The following is a 19835-nucleotide window of genomic DNA, read 5'->3' as shown; positions in this document are numbered from 1 at the left end:
CAGGCGCGGATCTTGGTGATATACTCGCCCGATGCAATACCGAATCCCACAAATTCCCTTTACGCAAATCCAGCATTGGTGGCGCACCTGATTAGGGCCTGTTGACCATCAATTTGCGAGTGCGAACGGGCTGCAGGCGTGGACTGTCTAGGCGCAGCGACGCGACATAGCGGTGCTATGGCAAGAAGCTGCAACAACGACAGGCGACGCCTGCTGCTGTTCCCGAAGGGTTCCATCCAGAAAGCGCGCTGGCCGCGTTGCATGGCTTGCAGGTGGGCCCCACCACCTGCTACGCCACGCGCCTTGCCAGCACGCTTTCTGGATGGAACGCATCTCGCAAATTGATGGTCAACAGGCCCCAGGTGGCCCGCTTTTGCACAGCTTTGCAGTACAGCTTTTGTTAATGTGATGCCGCCAGTCCTGGCGGCATTATTTTTTGCTGATCGACTGGCGACATTCTGAAATTTCCGGAGTGACCATGTCTTTGAATGTTTCACCAGCATCCGAATCTTCTGCCCTTTCTACGCCTTCCCGGAAACCTGTCGTTTTAACCGGCGACCGTCCTACCGGTCCGCTGCATCTGGGCCACTACATCGGCTCGCTCAAGTCGCGCGTGCAGTTGCAGCATGAAGCCAGCCAGTTTCTGCTGCTGGCCGATACCCAGGCCATGACCGACAACGTCGGCCGCCATCAGAAAGTCACCGACAACGTGCTGGAAGTCGCCCTCGACTATCTGGCAGTCGGCATTGATCCTGAGAAATCCACGATCTTCATTCAGTCGCAGGTCTACGAGCTGTATGAGCTGTCGATGCATTTGCTCAATCTGGTGACGGTATCGCGTCTGGAGCGCAATCCGACCATCAAGGAAGAAATTCGCCTGCGCGGCTTCGAGCGCGATATTCCTGCCGGCTTCCTGACCTATCCCGTCAGCCAGGCCGCCGACATCAGCGCTTTCAAAGCCAATCTGGTGCCGGTCGGTAACGACCAGTTGCCGATGATCGAGCAGACCAACGAACTGGTGCGGCGTTTCAACAATGTCGTCGGCAAGGAAATTCTGGTGGAGTGCAAAGAGGTCTTGTCCGAAACCGGACGTCTGCCGGGCATCGACGGCAAAGCCAAGATGAGCAAGTCACTCGGTAATGCGATTGCCCTGGGTGCCACGCCCGATGAAATCAAACAGGCCGTCCAGCGCATGTACACCGATCCGAATCACTTGCGTGTGGACGATTCGGGCCAGGTCGAAGGCAATGTGGTGTTCGACTTCCTCGACGCCTTCGAACCGGACCGCGTTGCCCTGGAAGAGTTGAAGCAACACTATCGCCGCGGCGGTCTCGGCGACAGCGTACTCAAACGTCGTCTGGATGGTCACCTGCAAGCCTTGCTGGAACCAATCCGTACACGTCGTCAGGAATGGGAAAAGGAGCGCGGTGAAGTGCAGGCGATTCTGCGCCGCGGTACCGAGCGCGCTCGTGCAGTGGCAGCACAGACGGTGTCCGAAGTGCGTGGCGCACTGGGTCTCAACTACTTCTGATCCGGCTTTCCAGGCGCGCCGTTCTGGCGCGCCTTCCCTGCTCACATATTCTTCAGTTCTGAGCCGGCTTGCTGCGGACTTTGCCGCCGGACTGCTTGAGCGGCAACGACAGCAGCACTTCCAGGCCGCCGTTGCGATAATTGCGCAGATTCAGCAGGGCGCCGTGGTTCTCGGCGATATTGCGCGCAATCGTCAGCCCCAAGCCGGTGCCACCGGTATCGCGCGAACGCGACGTTTCCAGGCGATAGAAAGGATCGAACACCGCTTCCAGCTGGTCTTCAGGAATCCCCGGGCCATAGTCGCGGATACAAATCAGCACGCGGTTGGGCAGCAGGTCGTCCCGCGCAATCGAGACATCCGCACGCTGGCCATATTTGAAGGCATTGTCGAGCAGGTTGGTCAGGCAGCGGCGCAGGGCATTCGGCTGTGCAACGATGAAGGATCGCGTGGTGCCGGTCAGTTGGACCTGCTGACCGGCGTCGGACGCATCGGCGCAGACGCTGTCGAGCAGCGAGTCGATATCCAGGCGTTGCATCGGTTCGGATGAATCCATGCTGCGCGCCAGATCGAGTCCTTCGCGCACCATGCCTTGCATGACGGCCAGATCATCAATCAGTTTTTGCTGCAACTCTCCATCGCTGACCTTTTCCAGGCGCAGGCGCAGACGCGTCAGCGGCGTCTGCAAGTCATGCGTAATGGCCGCCAGCATGTGTGTGCGATGCTGGATCTGACGGCGGATACGTGCCTGCATGGCGTTGAATGCCTTGGCCGCGAGGCGAATTTCCGTCGGGCCTTTTTCTGCCAGCGGCGGGTGATCGATGTCGCGACCGAGTTCCGCAGCGGCGCTGGCGAGTTGCTTGATCGGACGTGCCGTCATGCGCGCCACCACATACGCCAGCATCGCGATCAAGACCAGGAACAACAGGATATAAGGCGTGCCGCTGAACGATCCCATGTCGCCGCCCCGTCCCCGCCATGACGGCGGTTCGCCCGGTATGTGCAGGCGCAGGCGCAGCAACGCCTTATCTTGCAGGCTGACATAGATCACGCGGCAGGTTTCCATGCGCGGCTTGCCGGGCGGAGCGGGCAGGTCCTTGCGAGGTGGCCGCGGCGTGCAGTCGCTCTCGCGTTGGACCACGATCTGACGGTCGGCGCCCAGACGCGCTTTCAGGATGTCCGACATCGGGCTGGAGCTGCGGCTGACGGTATCGCCGATGCTGTCGACCATCGCTGCCTCAAAACCAAAACTGCCTGCTGCCTGCAAGACGTTGCGGCGCGCTTCGGGACTGATCTCGTCAAGTGCTTGCACAAATTGCTCTACGCGCTCTGCGACGTGCTGGTAGCGGATTTCCTTGAGCGTATTGCGGCGTTCGTTGGAAGCCAGCCAGGTGGTAGTGACGGTCGCCACCACAATCCCGGCCAACAGGATCAGAAAGACCCGATTGGCCATCGAGCTAAAAAACGAACTGAAGATATTTTTCATTCAGGGGTTTCCATGGTCACTGTCGTCGCCAGTACATAGCCTTCGTTGCGGATGGTCTTGATGATGGTGGGGGTGCGTGCGTCGTCGCCCAGCTTCTGGCGCAGACGGCTGATCTGGATGTCGACCGAACGATCGAACGGATCGGCCTCACGGCCCTGCGTCAGCTCCAGCAACTGGTCGCGATTGAGGATCCGGTTGGGATGGTCGAGAAAAACCTTGAGCATGCGGAATTCCGCCCCCGACAGCGCCACCACCACGCCGTCGTTACTCAGCAGATGGCGCGCCGTCAGATCCAGCATCCAGCCCGAAAAGTGCATCGCCTTGGCTTCCGAGCGGCTCATGTTGGGCGGCAATGCCTGGGTGCGGCGCAATACGCTGCGGATGCGGGCAAACAGTTCACGCGGCTCAAACGGCTTGGCGAGATAGTCGTCGGCGCCCATTTCCAGGCCAAGGATGCGGTCCAGCGGCTCGCCGCGCGCGGTCAGCATGATTACCGGCACGTTCGATTGCGAGCGCAGGTTGCGGCACAGCGTGAGGCCGTCTTCGCCCGGCAGCGTCAGGTCCAGCACGATCAGGTCGACGCGCGATTCGTCCAGCACCTTGCGCATGTCGGCGCCATTGGTCGCCGTCAGTGTGCGAAAACCATTGGCGTCGAGATATTCCGCCAGCAAGGTGCGGATCTCGCGGTCGTCATCGACCACCAAAATGTGAGAATTTGTGTCCATGGCGGCCATTATGACAATTCCTGTAAAGAGGGCGACGCTGAATTGTATATTGGGATAACAGGGCGGCCGCCAGACATAGAGAGAAACAAAGCCGCCTTTCCCATATACAAAACGATACAAATCGAGCAACACGGGAAAAATCGCGGTTACACCGTGAGCGTTAAATGTGAAGCGTGCAGAAAGCACTCTCACGAAAGGAAACACACTATGTTAAATCTGAAAAAACACCTGATGATCGGCGTTGCCGCCGCAGGTATCGGTCTGACAGCCATGTCCTCGTTCGCCCAGATGCCGCCGGCCGATGGCAACGGCCCAGGCCCTGCCGGACGCCATGCGCCGACCGCCGACCAGATCGCCAAATTCGAACAACACCGCGCCAAGCGCCAGGCACAATTGCATGACAAACTGAAGATCACCGCCGCGCAGGAGGGCGCCTGGAAGACCTTCACCGAGAAGACCACGCCAACGCGTCCGGCCACGCCGCCGGTGCGTCCGAGCAAGGATGAATGGAACAAGCTGACCACGCCGGAACGCCTGGACCGCCATCTGGACATGATGAAGAAAATGGAAGCGCGCATGACGGACCGTATCGCCGCAACCAAGGAATTTTATGCCGTTCTGTCGCCTGAGCAGCAAAAAACCTTCGACCAGGAATTCCGCAAAATGGAAGAACATCGCTTCAAACATGGTCGTTTCGGCCATGGACACGGCGACGACCATGGTCCAAAGAAGTAAGTTTCTTTTGTAATCAAGGCCTTGCGCATACTTTCATGCGCAAGGCCTTTTAATTTTTAAAATGTTTTTTGCGATGCAACGATGAACATTTCCTGCATTTCATCATCGTATCGTCATGCTTCTGCACCATAATATCGAGTTGGCTTTTCCAGCTTCGCTCCGAGAGCCGTTTCTTGGCCTGATTGCTGCAACTGCTTCTGCAACCGCTTTTGCAACTGACGCCGAGCGCATTTTGTGAACACCCGCTACCTGTCTCCCGCGACAATGCTGATGTTCACGAAATGTCTTGATTAAAACCTATCCGTTTCCTGTCTTCCAAGATGACTACCACACCAACTCCCGATAACAAGCAAACGCCATCTTCCTCTTCCTCCGCCGGCAAACCGGGCTTGCTCAGGCGCTGGTGGTTCTGGATCCTGCTGGTCGTGTTAGCGGGCGGCGGTTATTCCTATTGGAGCCACAAGCGCGCGGCGACCGCCGAGCAGGCCCAGGGTCAGGGCGGTCCAGGAGGCCAGGGAGGTGCTGGCGGCCCCGGCAAGGGTAAGCGCGGCGCCGGCGGCCCGGGCGGTTTCGGCACGATGGGTTTGTCGCCGGTCGGTGTGGCGCTGGCCAAGACGGCGGATGTCAATGTCTACCTGACCGGTCTTGGCGGCGTCACGCCGACCGCGACCGCGACGGTGCGCAGCCGTGTCGACGGTCAATTGATGTCATTGCATTTCAAGGAAGGCCAACTGGTCAAGCAAGGCGACTTGCTGGCGGAACTCGATGCGCGTCCTTACCAGGTCGCCGTGACCCAGGCCGAAGGCCAACTGGCACGTGACCAGGCCTTGCTCAATGCGGCCCAGCTCGATCTCAAGCGTTACCGCACGCTGCTGGCGCAAGACTCCATCGCCAGCCAGCAAGTCGACACTCAGGCCGCACTGGTCAAACAATACGAAGGCACGGTCAAATCCGATCAGGGCAACCTCGCCAGCGCGCGTCTGCAACTGACCTATTCGCGTGTCACCGCGCCAGTCAGCGGCCGCACCGGCCTGCGCCAGGTCGATATCGGTAACATCGTCCATTCCAGCGACACCAGCGGCATCGTCATCATCACGCAAGTGCAACCGATCACGGCCATCTTCAGCATCCCCGAAGACAATATCCCAGCCGTCATGAAGCAACTGCAGGCCGGCAAGAAATTGCCGACCGACGCCTGGGACCGCGAGCAAAAGAACAAGCTGGCCAGCGGCACTTTGCTGACCATCGACAATCAGGTCGACGCAACCACGGGTACGGTCAAGCTCAAGGCGCAATTCCCGAATACCGACTTCGCGCTGTTCCCGAACCAGTTCGTCAATATCCGCATGTTGCTTGACACCCGCCAGGGCGCGACGGTAATTCCAAGTGCCGCGATCCAGCGCGGTTCCAAGGGGCTGTTTGTCTATGTCGTCAAGCAAGACAACACCGTCACCGTGCGCAACATCAAGACCGGTCCGACCGAAGGCGACGTGACCGCGATTGAAGACGGCGTAGCCTCCGGCGAAACCGTGGTGGTCGACGGTATCGACCGTCTGCGCGAAGGCGCCAAGGTCGAACCTGTCATGCGCGGCGGCGCTGACGATCCTGCCAACAAGCTGACTGAAAAAGCCGGTCCGCGCCGTCACAAACGCGATGGCGCTGCAGGTGCCGGTGGTGCAGCCGGTGCGCCAGCCGCGCAAGGTGAACAAGGCGGGCAGAGCCTGACACCCGAAGAGCGTCAAAAACGCTGGGCCGAGATCAACAAGCGCATCGACGCCGGCGAGTTCGGCGAAGAAATCAAAAAGCTGCCCGAAGACCAGCGCCGTCAACGCATGATGGAAATGCGCCGCCAGCAGCGCGCCAATGGCGGTGATTCCTCTACCGCTGGAGCTCCCGCTGCAGGCAACGCCAATGCAAACAAATAAAGGCTGAAGCATGAATCCTTCACGCCTGTTTATTCTCCGGCCGGTCGCCACATCGCTGCTGATGCTGGCGATTCTGCTGGCCGGCATCGTGGCTTACAAGCAGTTGCCGCTGTCGGCCCTGCCGGAAGTCGATTACCCGACCATCCAGGTCGTCACGCTGTATCCCGGCGCCAGCCCGGATGTGATGACGTCCTCGGTGACCGCGCCGCTGGAACGTCAGTTCGGCCAGATGCCGGGCCTCAACCAGATGTCGTCGACCAGCTCAGGCGGCGCATCGGTGATCACGCTGCAATTCAACCTCGATCTCAGCCTCGACATCGCCGAGCAGGAAGTGCAGGCCGCGATCAACGCCGGCGGCAATCTATTGCCGTCCGACTTGCCGGCGCCGCCAATTTATAGCAAGGTCAATCCGGCTGATACGCCGATCCTGACGCTGGCGGTGACCTCCAAAACCTTGCCGCTGCCGAAGGTGCAGGATCTGATCGACACGCGTCTGGCGCAAAAGATTTCCCAGCTCTCCGGCGTCGGTCTGGTGAGTCTGTCGGGTGGTCAGCGTCCTGCCGTGCGCATGCAATTGAATCCGCGTGCGATTGCCTCGCTGGGCATGAACCTGGATGACATCCGCACCGCCATCGGCAACGCCAACGTCAATCAGGCCAAGGGCAGCTTCGACGGTCCGACGCGCGCCTCCACCATCGACGCCAACGATCAGCTCAAGTCCGCCGATGAATATCGCAATCTCATCATCGGCTACAAGAATGGCGCGCCAATCCGCGTCTCCGATGTGGCGGAAGTGGTCGACGGCGCAGAAAACATTCGCCTCGGCGCCTGGGCCAACGAGTCCGCCGCCGTCATCGTCAACATCCAGCGCCAGCCCGGCGCCAACGTGATTGCCGTGGTCGACAGCATCAAGAAGATCCTGCCGACATTGCAATCCAGCTTGCCGGGCGCCATTGATGTGCAGATTCTGACGGACCGCACCACCACCATCCGCGCCTCGGTGGACGACGTCAAGTTCGAGCTGCTGCTGTCGATCGTGCTGGTGGTGATGGTGATCTTCATCTTCCTGCGCAATATCCCGGCAACCATCATTCCGAGTGTGGCCGTGCCGCTGTCGCTGGTAGGCACCTTCGGCATCATGTACGCGGCCGGATTTTCGATCAACAATCTGACACTGATGGCACTGACGATCGCCACCGGCTTCGTGGTCGACGATGCGATCGTCATGATCGAGAATATCTCGCGTTACATCGAAGAGGGTATGGAGCCTCTGCAGGCGGCATTGAAGGGCGCGCAGCAAATCGGCTTCACGATCATCTCGCTGACGTTCTCTCTGATTGCCGTGCTGATCCCGCTGCTGTTCATGGGCGACGTAGTGGGGCGCCTGTTCCACGAATTCGCCGTCACACTGGCGGTGGCGATTCTGATTTCGGCGGTGGTTTCGCTCACGCTCACGCCGATGATGTGCGCACGTCTGCTGCATCACGTGCCGGAAGAAAAACAGGGTTGGTTCTATCACAAGAGCGGCGCCTTCTTTGACCGCATCATTGCGCGCTACGGCGTGATGCTGGAATGGGTGCTCAACCGCCAGCGCTCCACGCTGGTGGTGGCGCTGGGCACGCTGGCGCTGACCGTGCTGCTGTACATCTACGTGCCCAAGGGTTTCTTCCCGGTGCAGGATACCGGTGTGATCCAGGGTATTTCGGAAGCGACGCAATCGGTGTCCTTCGGCGCCATGGCCGAGCGCCAGCAGCAGTTGGCGAAAGTCTTGCTGGAAGACCCTGCCGTCGACAGCCTGTCGTCCTTCATCGGTGTCGACGGCATCAACGCCACGCTCAACAGCGGCCGCATGCTGATCAACCTCAAGCCGCATAGCGAGCGCGACATCAGCGCGAGCGACATCATCCGCCGCCTGCAGCCCAAGCTGACTGAAAAAGTCCCCGGCATCACGCTTTACATGCAGCCGGTGCAGGATCTGACCATCGAGGACAGTGTCAGCCGCACGCAATACCAGTTCACGCTGGAAGACGCCGATGCCGGCGAACTCAGCACCTGGGTGCCGAAGCTGGTGGAGCATCTGCGCCAGTTGCCGGAACTGGCCGACGTCGCCAGCAATGTCCAGGATCAGGGTTTGCAAGCCTATGTCGAGATCGACCGCGACGCCGCTTCGCGCATGGGCATCACTACGGCTGCGATCGACAACGCCTTGTACAACGCCTTCGGCCAGCGCCTGATTTCCACCATCTATACGCAATCGAATCAATACCGTGTGGTGATGGAAGTGAAGCCGGAATTCCAGAAAGGACCGGATGCACTCAACAGCATCTTCCTGGTCGCCTCCAACGGCAATCAGATTCCGCTGGCCAGCATCGCCAAAGTGACCGAGCGCACCGCACCGCTGGTGGTTAATCACCTCGGCCAGTTCCCGTCCGCGACGGTGTCGTTCAACCTGGCTTCCGGCTCGTCGCTGGGTGAAGCCGTCAAGGCTATCCAGGCTGCCGAGAAGGACATCAATCTACCCGACAGCATCGCCACCAATTTTCAGGGTGCCGCGCTGGCTTTCCAGGCGTCGCTGTCAAACACGCTGTGGCTGATCCTGGCGGCGATCATCACGATGTACATCGTGCTCGGTGTGCTGTACGAAAGCTATATCCACCCGATCACGATTCTGTCGACCTTGCCGTCGGCGGGCGTGGGGGCGCTGCTGTCGCTGATGATCTCGCGCAACGATCTCGGCATCATTGGCATCATCGGCATCATCTTGCTGATCGGTATCGTCAAGAAGAACGCCATCATGATGATCGACTTCGCGCTCGAAGCCGAGCGCAACGAAGGCAAGTCCCCGCGCGAAGCGATTTACCAGGCTTGTCTGCTGCGTTTCCGCCCGATTCTGATGACGACTATGGCGGCTTTGCTCGGCGCGTTGCCGCTGATGCTGGGTACCGGCGTCGGCTCGGAACTGCGCCAGCCGCTGGGTATCACGATGGTGGGTGGTTTGCTGGTGTCGCAAGTGCTGACGCTGTTCACCACGCCGGTGATCTATCTTGGTTTCGACAGCCTGGCCAAGCGCATGCGCAAGCGTTTCGGCAAGGACAAGCCGCGTGATTATGACGCGAGCGATCTGGACGACGATACACCTGATGCGTCGGCGCCATCCCTGCCGCCGCATGCCTGACGCCGGAACGACATAAGACAGCATGAATATTTCGCGTCCCTTTATCGAACGACCCATCGCCACTACCTTGCTGACCATCGGCATCGCGCTGGCGGGGATGGTGGCGTTCCGGCTGCTGCCGGTGTCGCCGCTGCCGCAGGTCGACTATCCGACCATTTCCGTCTCCGCCTCAATGCCCGGCGCCAGTCCTGAAACCATGGCCGCCACCATCGCCACGCCGCTGGAGCGTGCGTTGGGAGCCATCGCCGGCGTGACCGAGATGACCTCGTCGAGCTCGCTCAACTCCACCCGCATCACGCTCCAGTTCGATCTGACGCGCGACATCGACGGCGCCGCGCGCGACGTGCAGGCTGCGTTGAACGCTGCGCGCAATCTGCTGCCGTCCGGCATGCCGAGCAATCCCAGCTATCGCAAGGTCAATCCTGCGGATGCGCCTATCCTGATTCTGGCGCTGACCTCCGACACCATGACGCAAGGGCAGATGTACGACGCTGCTGACAGTATCCTGGCGCAGAAGCTGTCGCAGGTGCGCGGTGTCGGCCAGGTCAGCGTTGGCGGCAGTTCGCAGCCGGCAGTGCGGATCGAACTGAATCCGACCGCGCTTAACAAATACGGCATCGGTTCGGCCGATGTGCGCACGGCGGTCGCCGCCACCAACGCCAATCGTCCCAAGGGCATCGTCGAAGACGGCGACCGCAACTGGCAGATCTATGCAAATGACCAGGCCAAGACCGCCGCCGAGTACGCGCCGCTGATCGTCTCCTATCGCAACGGTTCGCCGGTGCGCGTGCGCGATGTGGCCGAGGTCAAGGATTCGGTCGCCGACGTGCGCAATGCCGGCTCCGCCAACGGCAAGCCATCGGTGCTGCTGATCCTCAATCGCCAGCCAGGAGCCAACATCATCGAGACCGTTGATTCCGTCATGGCCTTGCTGCCGCAGTTGCGCGCATCGATTCCGCATGCGATCAATCTCGAGGTGATGATGGATCGCACGCCGACCATCCGCGCCTCGCTCAAGGACACTGAGAAAACCTTGCTGATGTCGATCGCGCTGGTGATCATGGTGGTGTTCATCTTCCTGCGCAACTGGCGCGCCACGCTGATTCCCAGTGTGGCGGTACCGGTGTCGCTGATCGGCACCTTCGGCGTGATGTATCTGCTGGGCTACAGTCTGGACAACCTGTCGCTGATGGCATTGACGATTGCGACCGGTTTCGTGGTCGACGACGCTATCGTCGTGCTGGAAAACATCTCGCGCCATATCGAACAGGGCATGAAGCCGGTCAAGGCGGCGCTGATCGGCGCGCGCGAAGTCGGCTTCACGGTCTTATCGATGAGCATTTCGCTGATTGCAGTGTTTATCCCTATCCTGATGATGGGCGGCATCGTCGGCCGCCTGTTCCGCGAATTTGCGGTGACGCTGTCGGTGGCAATTCTGGTCTCGCTGCTGGTATCGCTGACGACCACGCCGATGATGTGCGCCAAACTGCTCAAGCGCGAGAGTGAACAAGAGCGCAAACCGGGAAGATTTTTCTCTGCGGTGGAACGTCTGTTCGATAGCATGCTGCGCGGTTACGAACGTTCGCTGGCGTGGGCGCTGCGCTTCTCGCCGCTGATGATCGTCATCCTGTTTGCCACCATCGCGCTCAATGTCTATCTGTATGTGATCGTGCCCAAAGGCTTCTTTCCGCAACAGGATACCGGCCGCTTGATCGGCGGTATTCGCGGCGACCAGTCGATTTCCTTCCAGGCGATGCGGATCAAACTCAATGAGTTCATCGAGATCGTGCGCCAGGATCCTGCAGTGGACAACGTCACAGCTTTCACCGGCGGCGGGCGGCGCAACGGCGGCAGCATGTTCGTCGCGCTAAAGCCTTTGTCTGAGCGCAAGATTTCAGCCGACAAAGTAATCGCCCGTCTGCGCAGCAAGCTGGCGCACGTAGCCGGCGCCAACGTCTTCCTGCAGGCAGCGCAGGACATCCGCGTCGGTGCGCGCCAGAGCGATTCACAGTACGAGTTCACACTGCAATCGGATGATCTGGAGGCGCTGCGCGTCTGGGAGCCGAAGATCCGTCTGGCGTTCTCCAACTTGCCGCAGCTGGAAGATGTCACCACCGACCAGCAGGACAAGGGTTTGCAGACCACGCTGACGATTGACCGTGAGACGGCCATCCGCAGCGGCGTCACACCGCAGCTGATCGACGCCAGCCTGAGCGATTTGTTCGGACAGCGGCAGATTTCCACGATTTACAGCGGCATGAACCAATACCATGTGGTGATGGAAGCCGCGCCGCAATACTGGCAAAGTCCGGAAATCCTGAACAGCACCTACGTCAGCCTGGCCAACAGCACCGCCAATCTGTCGCCGACGACGTCGGCGCTGGGTACGCCGCCGGCGCTGACGGCGGGCGGTAAACTCAACTCCAATTCGTCGCTGGCATTGACGCTGTCCACGGCGGCATCGAAGCAGGTGCCGCTGACGTCGTTCTCGCGTTTCGCGCCGACGACAACGGCCTTGAGCGTCAGTCACGAAGGTCAGTTCATCGCCTCGACGATTTCCTTCAATCTGGCCGAGGGCGTGTCGTTGTCGCAAGCAACCGAGGTGATCAACGACACGCTGGCGCGTCTCGGCGTGCCGACGGCAGTGCATGGCGCGTTTGCCGGCACCGCCAACGCCTTCCAGTCGTCGATGGGCAGCCAGCCTTTGCTGATTCTGACGGCCTTGCTGGCGGTGTATATCGTGCTTGGCATTTTGTATGAGAGCCTGGTGCATCCGATCACGATTCTTTCCACCTTGCCATCGGCGGGTGTCGGTGCGCTGCTGGCCTTGCTGGCGACCGGGACCGATTTCAGCCTGATTGCGCTGATCGGCGTGATCCTGCTGATCGGCATCGTCAAGAAGAACGCCATCATGATGATCGACTTTGCCTTACAGGCGGAACGCACCCGCGGCCTGTCGCCGCGTGAAGCGATCTTTGAGGCGTGCAGCCTGCGCTTCCGTCCGATCATGATGACCACCATGGCAGCGCTGCTGGGTGCGATACCGCTGGCGCTGGGTACCGGCGACGGCGCCGAGCTGCGTCAGCCGCTGGGGATTTCGATCGTTGGCGGTCTGATCGTCAGCCAGATGCTGACGCTGTACACCACTCCGGTCGTCTATTTGTACATGGAGCGTTTCCGTCTCTGGAGCAAGGGCTTGTTTGAACGCAAGACGGCGCGAGCAGATTCGGCAAATTCGGCGCACTCGGGGAATTCGGGCGCGGCTTAAGCAGCGGCGCCTACGGAGAAATGAAAATGACACACGCAAAAATCAACCGCACTCTGACGATGTTTTCGCTGGCCCCTGTGGTGTTGGCGCTTGCTGCATGCTCGGTCGGTCCCGACTATGTACGTCCGAAGATGGCCGAAGCGCCCGCCGTCTTCAAGGAAGGCCAGAACTGGAAACCCGCGCAACCGAGCGAACTGACCGCCGACGGCAAATGGTGGGAAATGTTTGGCGATACACAGCTCGACGCACTGGTCGGGCAGGTCGATATTTCGAATCAGAACCTGGCGCTGGCCGAAGCAAATTTCCGTAGCGCCATGGCGCTGGTGCAGACCTCGCGCGCGGCTTACTCGCCGACGCTGGATGCCTCGGCTTCCGCTACGCGCAGTCGCTCGGGCAGTAGTTCCAACAATTCTTCCTCGTCCAATGCCGCCGGCGTGCGCAATTCCTATTCATTTGCACTGAACGCGTCGTGGGAAGCCGACGTGTGGGGACGGGTGCGGCGCGATGTTGAGGCCAGCCAGGCCAGCGCACAGGCCAGTGCGGCCGATCTGGCGGCGACCCGCCTCTCGGCACAGGCTCAACTGGCGCAGAACTATCTGCAACTGCGCGTGCTGGACGCCCAGCAGAAGCTGCTGGAAGACACAGTGGAGGCGTATCAGCGCTCCTACCAGCTCACGAAGAACCAGTATGCTGCCGGCATCGTCGCCAAATCGGATGTGATTCAGGCGCAGAGCCAGTTGAACTCAGCTCAGGCGTCGGCGCTGGACAATGGCGTTTCGCGCGCTCAGATCGAGCACGCGATCGCACTGCTGGTCGGCAAGACACCATCCACCTTTAGCCTGCCCAAGGCGCCGCTGGAAGCAACTGCTCCGCCGATTCCGCAAGGCTTGCCTTCGATGCTGCTGGAGCGCCGTCCCGACGTGGCCGCAGCCGAACGTCGCGTCGCAGCGGCCAATGCCAGGATCGGTGTGGCCAAGGCGGCGTATTTCCCAAGTCTGACGCTGTCCGCTTCAGGCGGCTATCAGAGTTCGAGCTTCGCCGACTGGTTCTCGCTGCCGGGCCGCGTATGGTCGCTCGGCCCGCAACTGGCGCAATCGATCTTTGACGGCGGCTTGCGCCGTGCCGCGACCGATCAGGCCATCGCGTCCTATGACGGCACTGTGGCGGAGTACAAGCAGGCCGTGCTGACCGCGTTTCAGGAAGTGGAAGACAATCTGGCTGCGCTGCGCATCCTGGAGCAGGAGGCCTCTGTGCAGAATGAAGCACTGCTGTCCGCACGTCAGGCGGTGCTGCTTGTCACCAATCAATACAAGGCCGGTACTGTCAGCTACGTGAACGTGATTACCGCGCAGACCACCGCATTTTCAGCGGAGCGCACGGCGCTGGATATCCTCAACCGCCGCATGGCCGCCAGCGTGTTGCTGGCCAAGGCATTGGGCGGCGGCTGGAGCGACGCCAGTCTGAATGACTTGCAACCGGTTGCGCGCAAGTAGGGCGCTTGACTCGGCTAACGTAAAATGCAGGTCGAGCTCAATGCGGCAAGTCGACCAGCTGCGCGCGCAACATGCCGCGCAGCGCATTGCACACAACAATCTCTTCTGCACGCGCCAGATCCGCGCGGGTGATGATCGCTTCATTTGCTGCCAGATCGGGATCGGCCAGCAACACTTCGCGCATGACTCCAGGCAGCACGCCCGCCGACAGACCGGGCGTCAGCCAGCGACCATCCAGTTTTACAAAAACACTGCTGCGTCCGCCTTCGGTCAGTTCATCGCGTTCATTGAAAAACAGCATGTCGAAGCCGCCGTGACGTTCGGCGGTTTTCCACGCGTCGTCATAGACCGTGCGGACGGAAGTCTTGTGGCGTAAAAACAGATCATTGCTACTGGTGACGACCGGCGAGACAAATACCTTGAGCGGCTCCACTAACGGCGATAACGGGCCTTGTTGCAGGCGCAGCGCACCATCGCGCTGCAGGTCGAGCCGCAGGCGATGCGGCGTGGCCGGCGGCAGTTGCGCGCAAGCCTGATTGAGCGCAGTGCGGATGGCATCGGCGTCAAACAGGAAGTTGAAATAATCCGCCGAATCCTGCAGGCGTCGCATGTGAAGATCGAGATGGCGACAACCGTCTTCCCGCGTGGCGTAGATGGTTTCGAACAGGCTGAAATCGCTTTCCAGTCCGGTCAGGAAACTCGCCTTCAGTTTGCATTCGGCATATTCATCGGCGGCATTGCTGTCATACACGATGCCGGCGCCGACACCCATTTCACCGTTGCGCACACCGTCTTGAGGCGCCTGCAATACCAAAGTGCGGATCGGCACCGACATGCAGAAATCGCCGATCGCACCGTCATCATCAGCTGCGTCGAACCAGCCGATGGCGCCTGTGTATAGGCCGCGTGGCGTGCTTTCCAGTTCGCTGATGATTTGCATGGTGCGCCGCTTGGGCGCGCCGGTGATCGAACCGCAGGGATAGAGCGCGGCGAATATTTCTGCCAGTGTGGCATCAGGACGCAACTGCGCCGTGATGGTCGAGGTCATTTGCAGCACTTGCCCAAACCGCTCGACCGCAAACAGATGCGGTACGGATACCGAGCCGTTTACGGCGATTCTGCCGAGGTCATTGCGCAGCAGATCGACGATCATCAGGTTTTCAGCGCGATTCTTGTCGTCGTTCGACAGCGCATTGGCGCGCACTGCATCTTCTTGCGCATCGCCGCTGGCGCGCGCGGTGCCTTTCATCGGTTGTGCATGCAGCGTGCCGCGCGCATGGCGCACGAACAGTTCCGGTGAGAACGACAGGATGCAACGCTGATCCGGCAGGCGGATGAAGGCGCCGTAAGGTACCGGCTGACGCGCGCGCAGCTTGTTGTACAAAGCGGTCGGCGCACCATAGACGTCGAAGTGCAGGCGGTAAGTGTAGTTGACCTGATAGGTGTCGCCGGCGGCAATGTAGTCGCGGATACGCTTGATGTCATCAGTGAACTGGGCCTCATCCACGCTGGCGCGGATGTTGGCGGCGCCGCTTGCGTTTGCTGCGTCGGTGTCGGCTTGCTCTTGCAGCCAGGCGGTTGTTTCTGCTGCGCTCAAGAACTGATGTTGTCTGAATAGTAATATTTCTGCCTGTGCCGGTTCAGCATCCCCGGCCGCCGGATGAGGATCAATGCCATGCAGGCCGGTGCCCAGTTCGTAGTGCAGCAAGGAGACCGCGTGCAAACCGCCTTGGATTGCCTTTTCCATCTCGGCAAGCAACACCGGAAGTTCAGCAGCGCTGCGGCAGCTCAGCGTGGCGAGATAGCCCGTGTAAAGGCGTGAGCGCGGTGTCGCGGCGCGCACATCGTTGTCGTCGAGCAAAGCAAAGCAAAGGGGCTGCGTCATGGGACAAAAAGAGCAAAAAAACGGTGCGAATTCACAAGGGATGGCAAGTATGGCGCATTGCGCGAGGCATTGCAGGCGGAGAGGGCGCATCCGCCTGATATGCGTGCCCGGCAGCATCATAGCTTAACCGGTATACTGGAAGACATTTCCCCATATCCGGACCGGTCGCCCGGGTAGTTGCAATCAGCTGCAATTAGTTGCAACCGAAGCAATCACGATCCATTCTCCACTCTCATTTTCGTCCGATGGCATTTCCGCGCACATTCACCATTCCCCTGATCGTTGCCTGCGCTTTGTTTATGGAGCAGATGGATTCCACCGTGATTTCCACCTCGTTGCCGGTGCTGGCGGTGGATATGGCGGTCGACCCGATTTCGCTCAAACTGGCGTTGACGTCTTATCTGGTCAGTCTGGCGGTGTTCATCCCGATCAGCGGCTGGATGGCGGACCGTTTCGGCGCGCTGACGATTTTCCGCTCGGCGATCTGCGTCTTCATGATGGGCTCGATCCTGTGCGGCATTTCGCAGAACCTGCCGGAGTTTGTCGCCGCGCGCTTCTTTCAGGGCATCGGCGGCGCGATGATGGTCCCGGTCGGACGGCTGGTCATCTTGCGCAGCGTCGACAAGGCCAATCTGGTCAAGGCGCTCAGCTACCTGACGATTCCGGCGATGTTCGGCCCGGTGCTGGGGCCGCCGCTGGGCGGCTTCATCACAACGTATTTTCACTGGCGCTGGATTTTCTTCATCAATATTCCGATCAGCATTCTCGGCCTGTATCTGGCCACGCGCTTCATTGAAAACAAAAAAGAAGCGCAGGTCGCGCCGCTTGACTGGCCCGGTTTCATCTTGTCGGCGCTGGGATGTTCGCTGCTGATGATGGGGCTGGCGACCGCCGGCCGGCATCTGGTGTCGGGAGAAATCTCGCTGGCATGTGTGGCGATCGGAGCGCTGTCGCTGGTGGCCTACGTATGGCATGCGCGCCGTACCGAATATCCGCTGATCGATCTGAACCTGTTGAAGATCACGACTTTGCAGGCCGGCGTCGGTGGTGGTTCGCTGTTCCGCCTGGGGATCGGTGCGATTCCTTTCCTGTTGCCGCTGATGCTGCAATTGGGGTTTGGTTTCACCGCTTTCCATTCCGGTTTGCTGACCTGCGCTTCGGCGGCCGGCGCCATGTTCATGAAGACGATCGCGGCAAAATTCCTCAAGCGCTATGGCTTTCGCCGCGTGATGATCATCAACGGCACCTGCGGCGTGATTTCGCTGGCGGCCATCGGCTTGTTTACCCAGACCACACCGTATGCGGTGATGCTGATCGTGCTGCTGATCGGCGGCTGTTTCCGCTCCTTGCAATTCACCAGCCTCAATGCGATTTCTTATGCAGATGTCGATACGCACAAGCTGAGCCAGGCCACCAGCATCGCCAGCGTGGCGCAGCAGTTGTCGGTGGGAATGGGCGTGGTGCTGGGCGGTTTCGCCTTGCAGACTTCGAATCATTTGCAGGGCCATGCAACGCTGGTGGCGCAGGACTTCTGGCCTGCCTTCCTGACGGTTGCGGTGGCGGCTTCGTTTTCGATTCCCTTGCTGATGCGTCTGCCGGCGAATGCCGGCGCCGAGCTGGCCGGACGCGCTTCTGAATCTGCCTCGGCCGCCAAGCCAACTTCGGCATAAGTCAACATAAACGCTGAAAAAATTCTCGACATGCAACTCAAATACAGCGTCTTTCCCCTCGGAGCAGTATTGATCTGGGCCGGCAATACTGTCGTCAGCAAGATGTCGGCGGGCCTGATCGAACCGGCGGCGATTTCCTTTTACCGCTGGCTGCTGGCAGGTTTGATCCTGACGCCGTTCCTGCTGAAACCGGTCTGGCGGCAACGCCGTACGATACGGCCGCATCTGCCCAAGATTCTCGTGCTGGCCTTGCTCGGTATGGTGCTGTATCAGAGCCTTGCCTACTTCGCCGCAGCGACGTCGTCCGCGACCAGTATGGGGATGATTGCTTCGCTGATGCCGTTGCTGACGCTGCTGTTGAGCAGCCTGTTTCTGCGTGAGCCGCCGACCTGGGGCACGCTGGTGGGCGGTGTACTGTCGCTGCTGGGACTGATGATTCTGATCGGCAAAGGCCATCCGATGCAGCTGTTCGAGCACGGCGTGGTGTTCGGCGACATCCTCATGTTGCTGGCGACGGTGGCGTATGCTTTATACGGTGTGCTGCTACGCAAATGGGCGTTGCCGATTGCCTCCTGGCATCTTCTGTATCTGCAGATCTGGATTGCAGTGGTGCTGTTGTTCCCGCCATTCCTGCTGGCGCCGTATTCGCCGGTGACGGCGGCCAATCTGCCGTTGCTCCTATATGCAGCGATTGCCGCATCCATCATTTCGCAGATTCTGTGGATGAACGGCGTCGCGCATCTGGGCGCCAGCCACGCGACGGTGTTCATGAACTTGTTTCCCATTTTTACCGTCATAATCGCAGTGGTGGCTCTGGGCGAGTCCGTGCATTCGTATCATGCTATCGGCGGCGGCATTACGCTGGTCGGTGTGCTGCTGGCGCAAATGCTGAAGCAAAGAATAGTCCGCCCGGCCGTCTGATCGACATCAAAAAAGGTACAACATGATCGAGACAAACATGATCGTCAACTGCACGGTCTACAAGAAGGGTAAGAAGCTGCGCGACATTACCCTGGACGAAATCAGCGACGTGCTGGAGGAGGAGGGCACCTTCGTCTGGCTCGGCCTGCTCGAACCGAACGTCGAGCTGATGAACAAGATCAAGGAAGAATTCAACCTGCACGAGCTGGCGGTGGAAGATGCCTACGCTGCGCACCAGCGACCCAAGATCGAGGAATACGGCGACACTCTGTTCGTGGTGCTGCACACCGCGCAACTGGCCAGCGGCGAGACAAGTGAGATACTGTTTGGCGAAACCCACATCCTGACCGGCCCGCGCTTCGTGATCACCGTGCGCCACGGCGCTTCGCGCAGCTACGCCAAGGTGCGCGAGCACTGCGAGATGTTGCCCGAGCGCCTGGGGCGCGGCCCCAGTTTCGTGCTGTACGCCATCATGGACTTCGTGGTCGACAACTACCGTCCGATCATGGACGACCTCGAGGCCAAATTTACCCAGTACGAAGCGCAACTGTTCGATCCTGCCGCCAATACCGGCAAAGCCTATCTGCAGGAACTCTACCAATTAAAACGCCAACTGATCCGCCTGCGCTCGGCAGCATCGCCGTTGCTGGACGTCTGCAACCAACTGCTGCGCTTCCACGAAGGCCTGATCACCAAGGAAGGCAAGGTCTACTTCCGCGACATTTACGATCACGTAGTGCGCTTCATCGATACTGGCGATCGCCTGCGTGAAATGGTTGAATCGGCGGTGCAGATCAACCTGGCGCAGGTCACCATCCATCAGAATGAAATTGTGCAGACCCTGGCCGGCTGGGGTGCGATTCTGGCGATTCCGACCATGATTTTCAGCCTGTATGGCATGAATTTCGCCAACATGCCGGGCCTGTCCTGGCAATGGAGTTTCCCACTGGTGCTGGTGGGCATTTTCACCGGCTGTTCGCTGCTGTGGCGTCGCTTGCGCAGAGCAGGGTGGCTGTAGCGGCAG

At 60.0% G+C, this 19835-nt stretch carries 12 protein-coding genes; 9 read left to right on the top strand and 3 right to left on the bottom strand.

What is annotated here, in order from left to right:
* Positions 1–478 precede the first annotated feature (478 nt).
* Entirely contained in the window at positions 479–1531 is a 1053-nt protein-coding gene (trpS, locus tag AC1RN6_RS01690) for a tryptophan--tRNA ligase (RefSeq protein ID WP_493002587.1), read from the top strand.
* 52 nt (positions 1532–1583) lie between these two features.
* Here trpS and AC1RN6_RS01685 read toward each other — a convergent pair whose 3' ends face one another.
* Together AC1RN6_RS01685 and AC1RN6_RS01680 are read right to left on the bottom strand one after the other, a co-directional pair.
* Positions 1584–3014 (bottom strand): ATP-binding protein, encoded by a 1431-nt coding sequence (locus tag AC1RN6_RS01685; RefSeq protein ID WP_493002586.1) that lies wholly within the window; start codon positions 3012–3014, stop codon positions 1584–1586.
* Positions 3011–3739, bottom strand: coding sequence for a response regulator (locus AC1RN6_RS01680; RefSeq protein ID WP_493002584.1), 729 nt, complete (start codon positions 3737–3739; stop codon positions 3011–3013). The genes AC1RN6_RS01685 and AC1RN6_RS01680 overlap by 4 nt, the downstream gene beginning before the upstream one ends.
* A gap of 207 nt (positions 3740–3946) precedes the next feature.
* Here AC1RN6_RS01680 and AC1RN6_RS01675 point away from each other — a divergent pair, with 207 nt between their 5' ends.
* The 5 genes from AC1RN6_RS01675 (at position 3947) to AC1RN6_RS01655 (ending at position 14335) form a co-directional block, all read left to right on the top strand.
* A complete protein-coding gene (locus AC1RN6_RS01675) occupies positions 3947–4474 on the top strand; it encodes a Spy/CpxP family protein refolding chaperone (RefSeq protein ID WP_493002582.1) in 528 nt (175 codons plus the stop codon).
* Positions 4475–4794: 320 nt separating this feature from the next.
* Positions 4795–6399: an MdtA/MuxA family multidrug efflux RND transporter periplasmic adaptor subunit gene (locus AC1RN6_RS01670; protein WP_493002580.1), complete on the top strand. Its 1605-nt coding sequence runs from the start codon at positions 4795–4797 to the stop codon at positions 6397–6399.
* 10 nt (positions 6400–6409) lie between these two features.
* On the top strand, positions 6410–9574 hold the full coding sequence (locus AC1RN6_RS01665) for an MdtB/MuxB family multidrug efflux RND transporter permease subunit (RefSeq protein WP_493002578.1): 3165 nt from the start codon (positions 6410–6412) through the stop codon (positions 9572–9574).
* Between the two features lie 22 nt (positions 9575–9596).
* Entirely contained in the window at positions 9597–12842 is a 3246-nt protein-coding gene (locus AC1RN6_RS01660; protein WP_493002576.1) for an efflux RND transporter permease subunit, read from the top strand.
* Positions 12843–12868: 26 nt separating this feature from the next.
* Positions 12869–14335, top strand: a complete 1467-nt coding sequence (locus tag AC1RN6_RS01655; protein ID WP_493002574.1) for an efflux transporter outer membrane subunit — start codon at positions 12869–12871, stop codon at positions 14333–14335.
* 37 nt (positions 14336–14372) lie between these two features.
* Here the strand turns inward: AC1RN6_RS01655 and pabB are convergent, their stop codons facing one another.
* Complete coding sequence (gene pabB / locus AC1RN6_RS01650; protein ID WP_493002572.1) at positions 14373–16220, bottom strand: aminodeoxychorismate synthase component I; 1848 nt, start codon at positions 16218–16220, stop codon at positions 14373–14375.
* A gap of 245 nt (positions 16221–16465) precedes the next feature.
* Here pabB and AC1RN6_RS01645 point away from each other — a divergent pair, with 245 nt between their 5' ends.
* The 3 genes from AC1RN6_RS01645 to AC1RN6_RS01635 are packed head-to-tail and all read left to right on the top strand — an operon-like array spanning position 16466 to position 19829.
* Complete coding sequence (locus AC1RN6_RS01645) at positions 16466–17890, top strand: DHA2 family efflux MFS transporter permease subunit (RefSeq protein WP_493002570.1); 1425 nt, start codon at positions 16466–16468, stop codon at positions 17888–17890.
* 30 nt (positions 17891–17920) lie between these two features.
* Positions 17921–18811: a DMT family transporter gene (locus AC1RN6_RS01640; protein ID WP_493002569.1), complete on the top strand. Its 891-nt coding sequence runs from the start codon at positions 17921–17923 to the stop codon at positions 18809–18811.
* A 22-nt stretch (positions 18812–18833) separates the two neighbouring features.
* Entirely contained in the window at positions 18834–19829 is a 996-nt protein-coding gene (locus AC1RN6_RS01635; RefSeq protein ID WP_493002568.1) for a magnesium and cobalt transport protein CorA, read from the top strand.
* Positions 19830–19835 lie beyond the last annotated feature (6 nt).

The organism is Herbaspirillum sp. GW822-FHT03A08 (assembly GCF_058801885.1).
The sequence above is the reverse complement of the archived record's forward strand: the minus strand, read 5'-3'. Positions and strand labels throughout refer to the sequence as shown.

Bases quoted from the DNA above. Each gene is read 5' to 3' on its own strand.
- AC1RN6_RS01645 (WP_493002570.1), top strand. From the start codon at position 16,466: ATGGCATTTCCGCGCACATTCACCATTCCCCTGATCGTTGCCTGCGCT.
- AC1RN6_RS01640 (WP_493002569.1), top strand. From the start codon at position 17,921: ATGCAACTCAAATACAGCGTCTTTCCCCTCGGAGCAGTATTGATCTGG.
- trpS (WP_493002587.1), top strand. From the start codon at position 479: ATGTCTTTGAATGTTTCACCAGCATCCGAATCTTCTGCCCTTTCTACG.
- AC1RN6_RS01665 (WP_493002578.1), top strand. From the start codon at position 6,410: ATGAATCCTTCACGCCTGTTTATTCTCCGGCCGGTCGCCACATCGCTG.
- AC1RN6_RS01670 (WP_493002580.1), top strand. From the start codon at position 4,795: ATGACTACCACACCAACTCCCGATAACAAGCAAACGCCATCTTCCTCT.
- pabB (WP_493002572.1), bottom strand. From the start codon at position 16,220: ATGACGCAGCCCCTTTGCTTTGCTTTGCTCGACGACAACGATGTGCGC.
- AC1RN6_RS01675 (WP_493002582.1), top strand. From the start codon at position 3,947: ATGTTAAATCTGAAAAAACACCTGATGATCGGCGTTGCCGCCGCAGGT.
- AC1RN6_RS01680 (WP_493002584.1), bottom strand. From the start codon at position 3,739: ATGGACACAAATTCTCACATTTTGGTGGTCGATGACGACCGCGAGATC.
- AC1RN6_RS01655 (WP_493002574.1), top strand. From the start codon at position 12,869: ATGACACACGCAAAAATCAACCGCACTCTGACGATGTTTTCGCTGGCC.
- AC1RN6_RS01685 (WP_493002586.1), bottom strand. From the start codon at position 3,014: ATGAAAAATATCTTCAGTTCGTTTTTTAGCTCGATGGCCAATCGGGTC.
- AC1RN6_RS01635 (WP_493002568.1), top strand. From the start codon at position 18,834: ATGATCGAGACAAACATGATCGTCAACTGCACGGTCTACAAGAAGGGT.
- AC1RN6_RS01660 (WP_493002576.1), top strand. From the start codon at position 9,597: ATGAATATTTCGCGTCCCTTTATCGAACGACCCATCGCCACTACCTTG.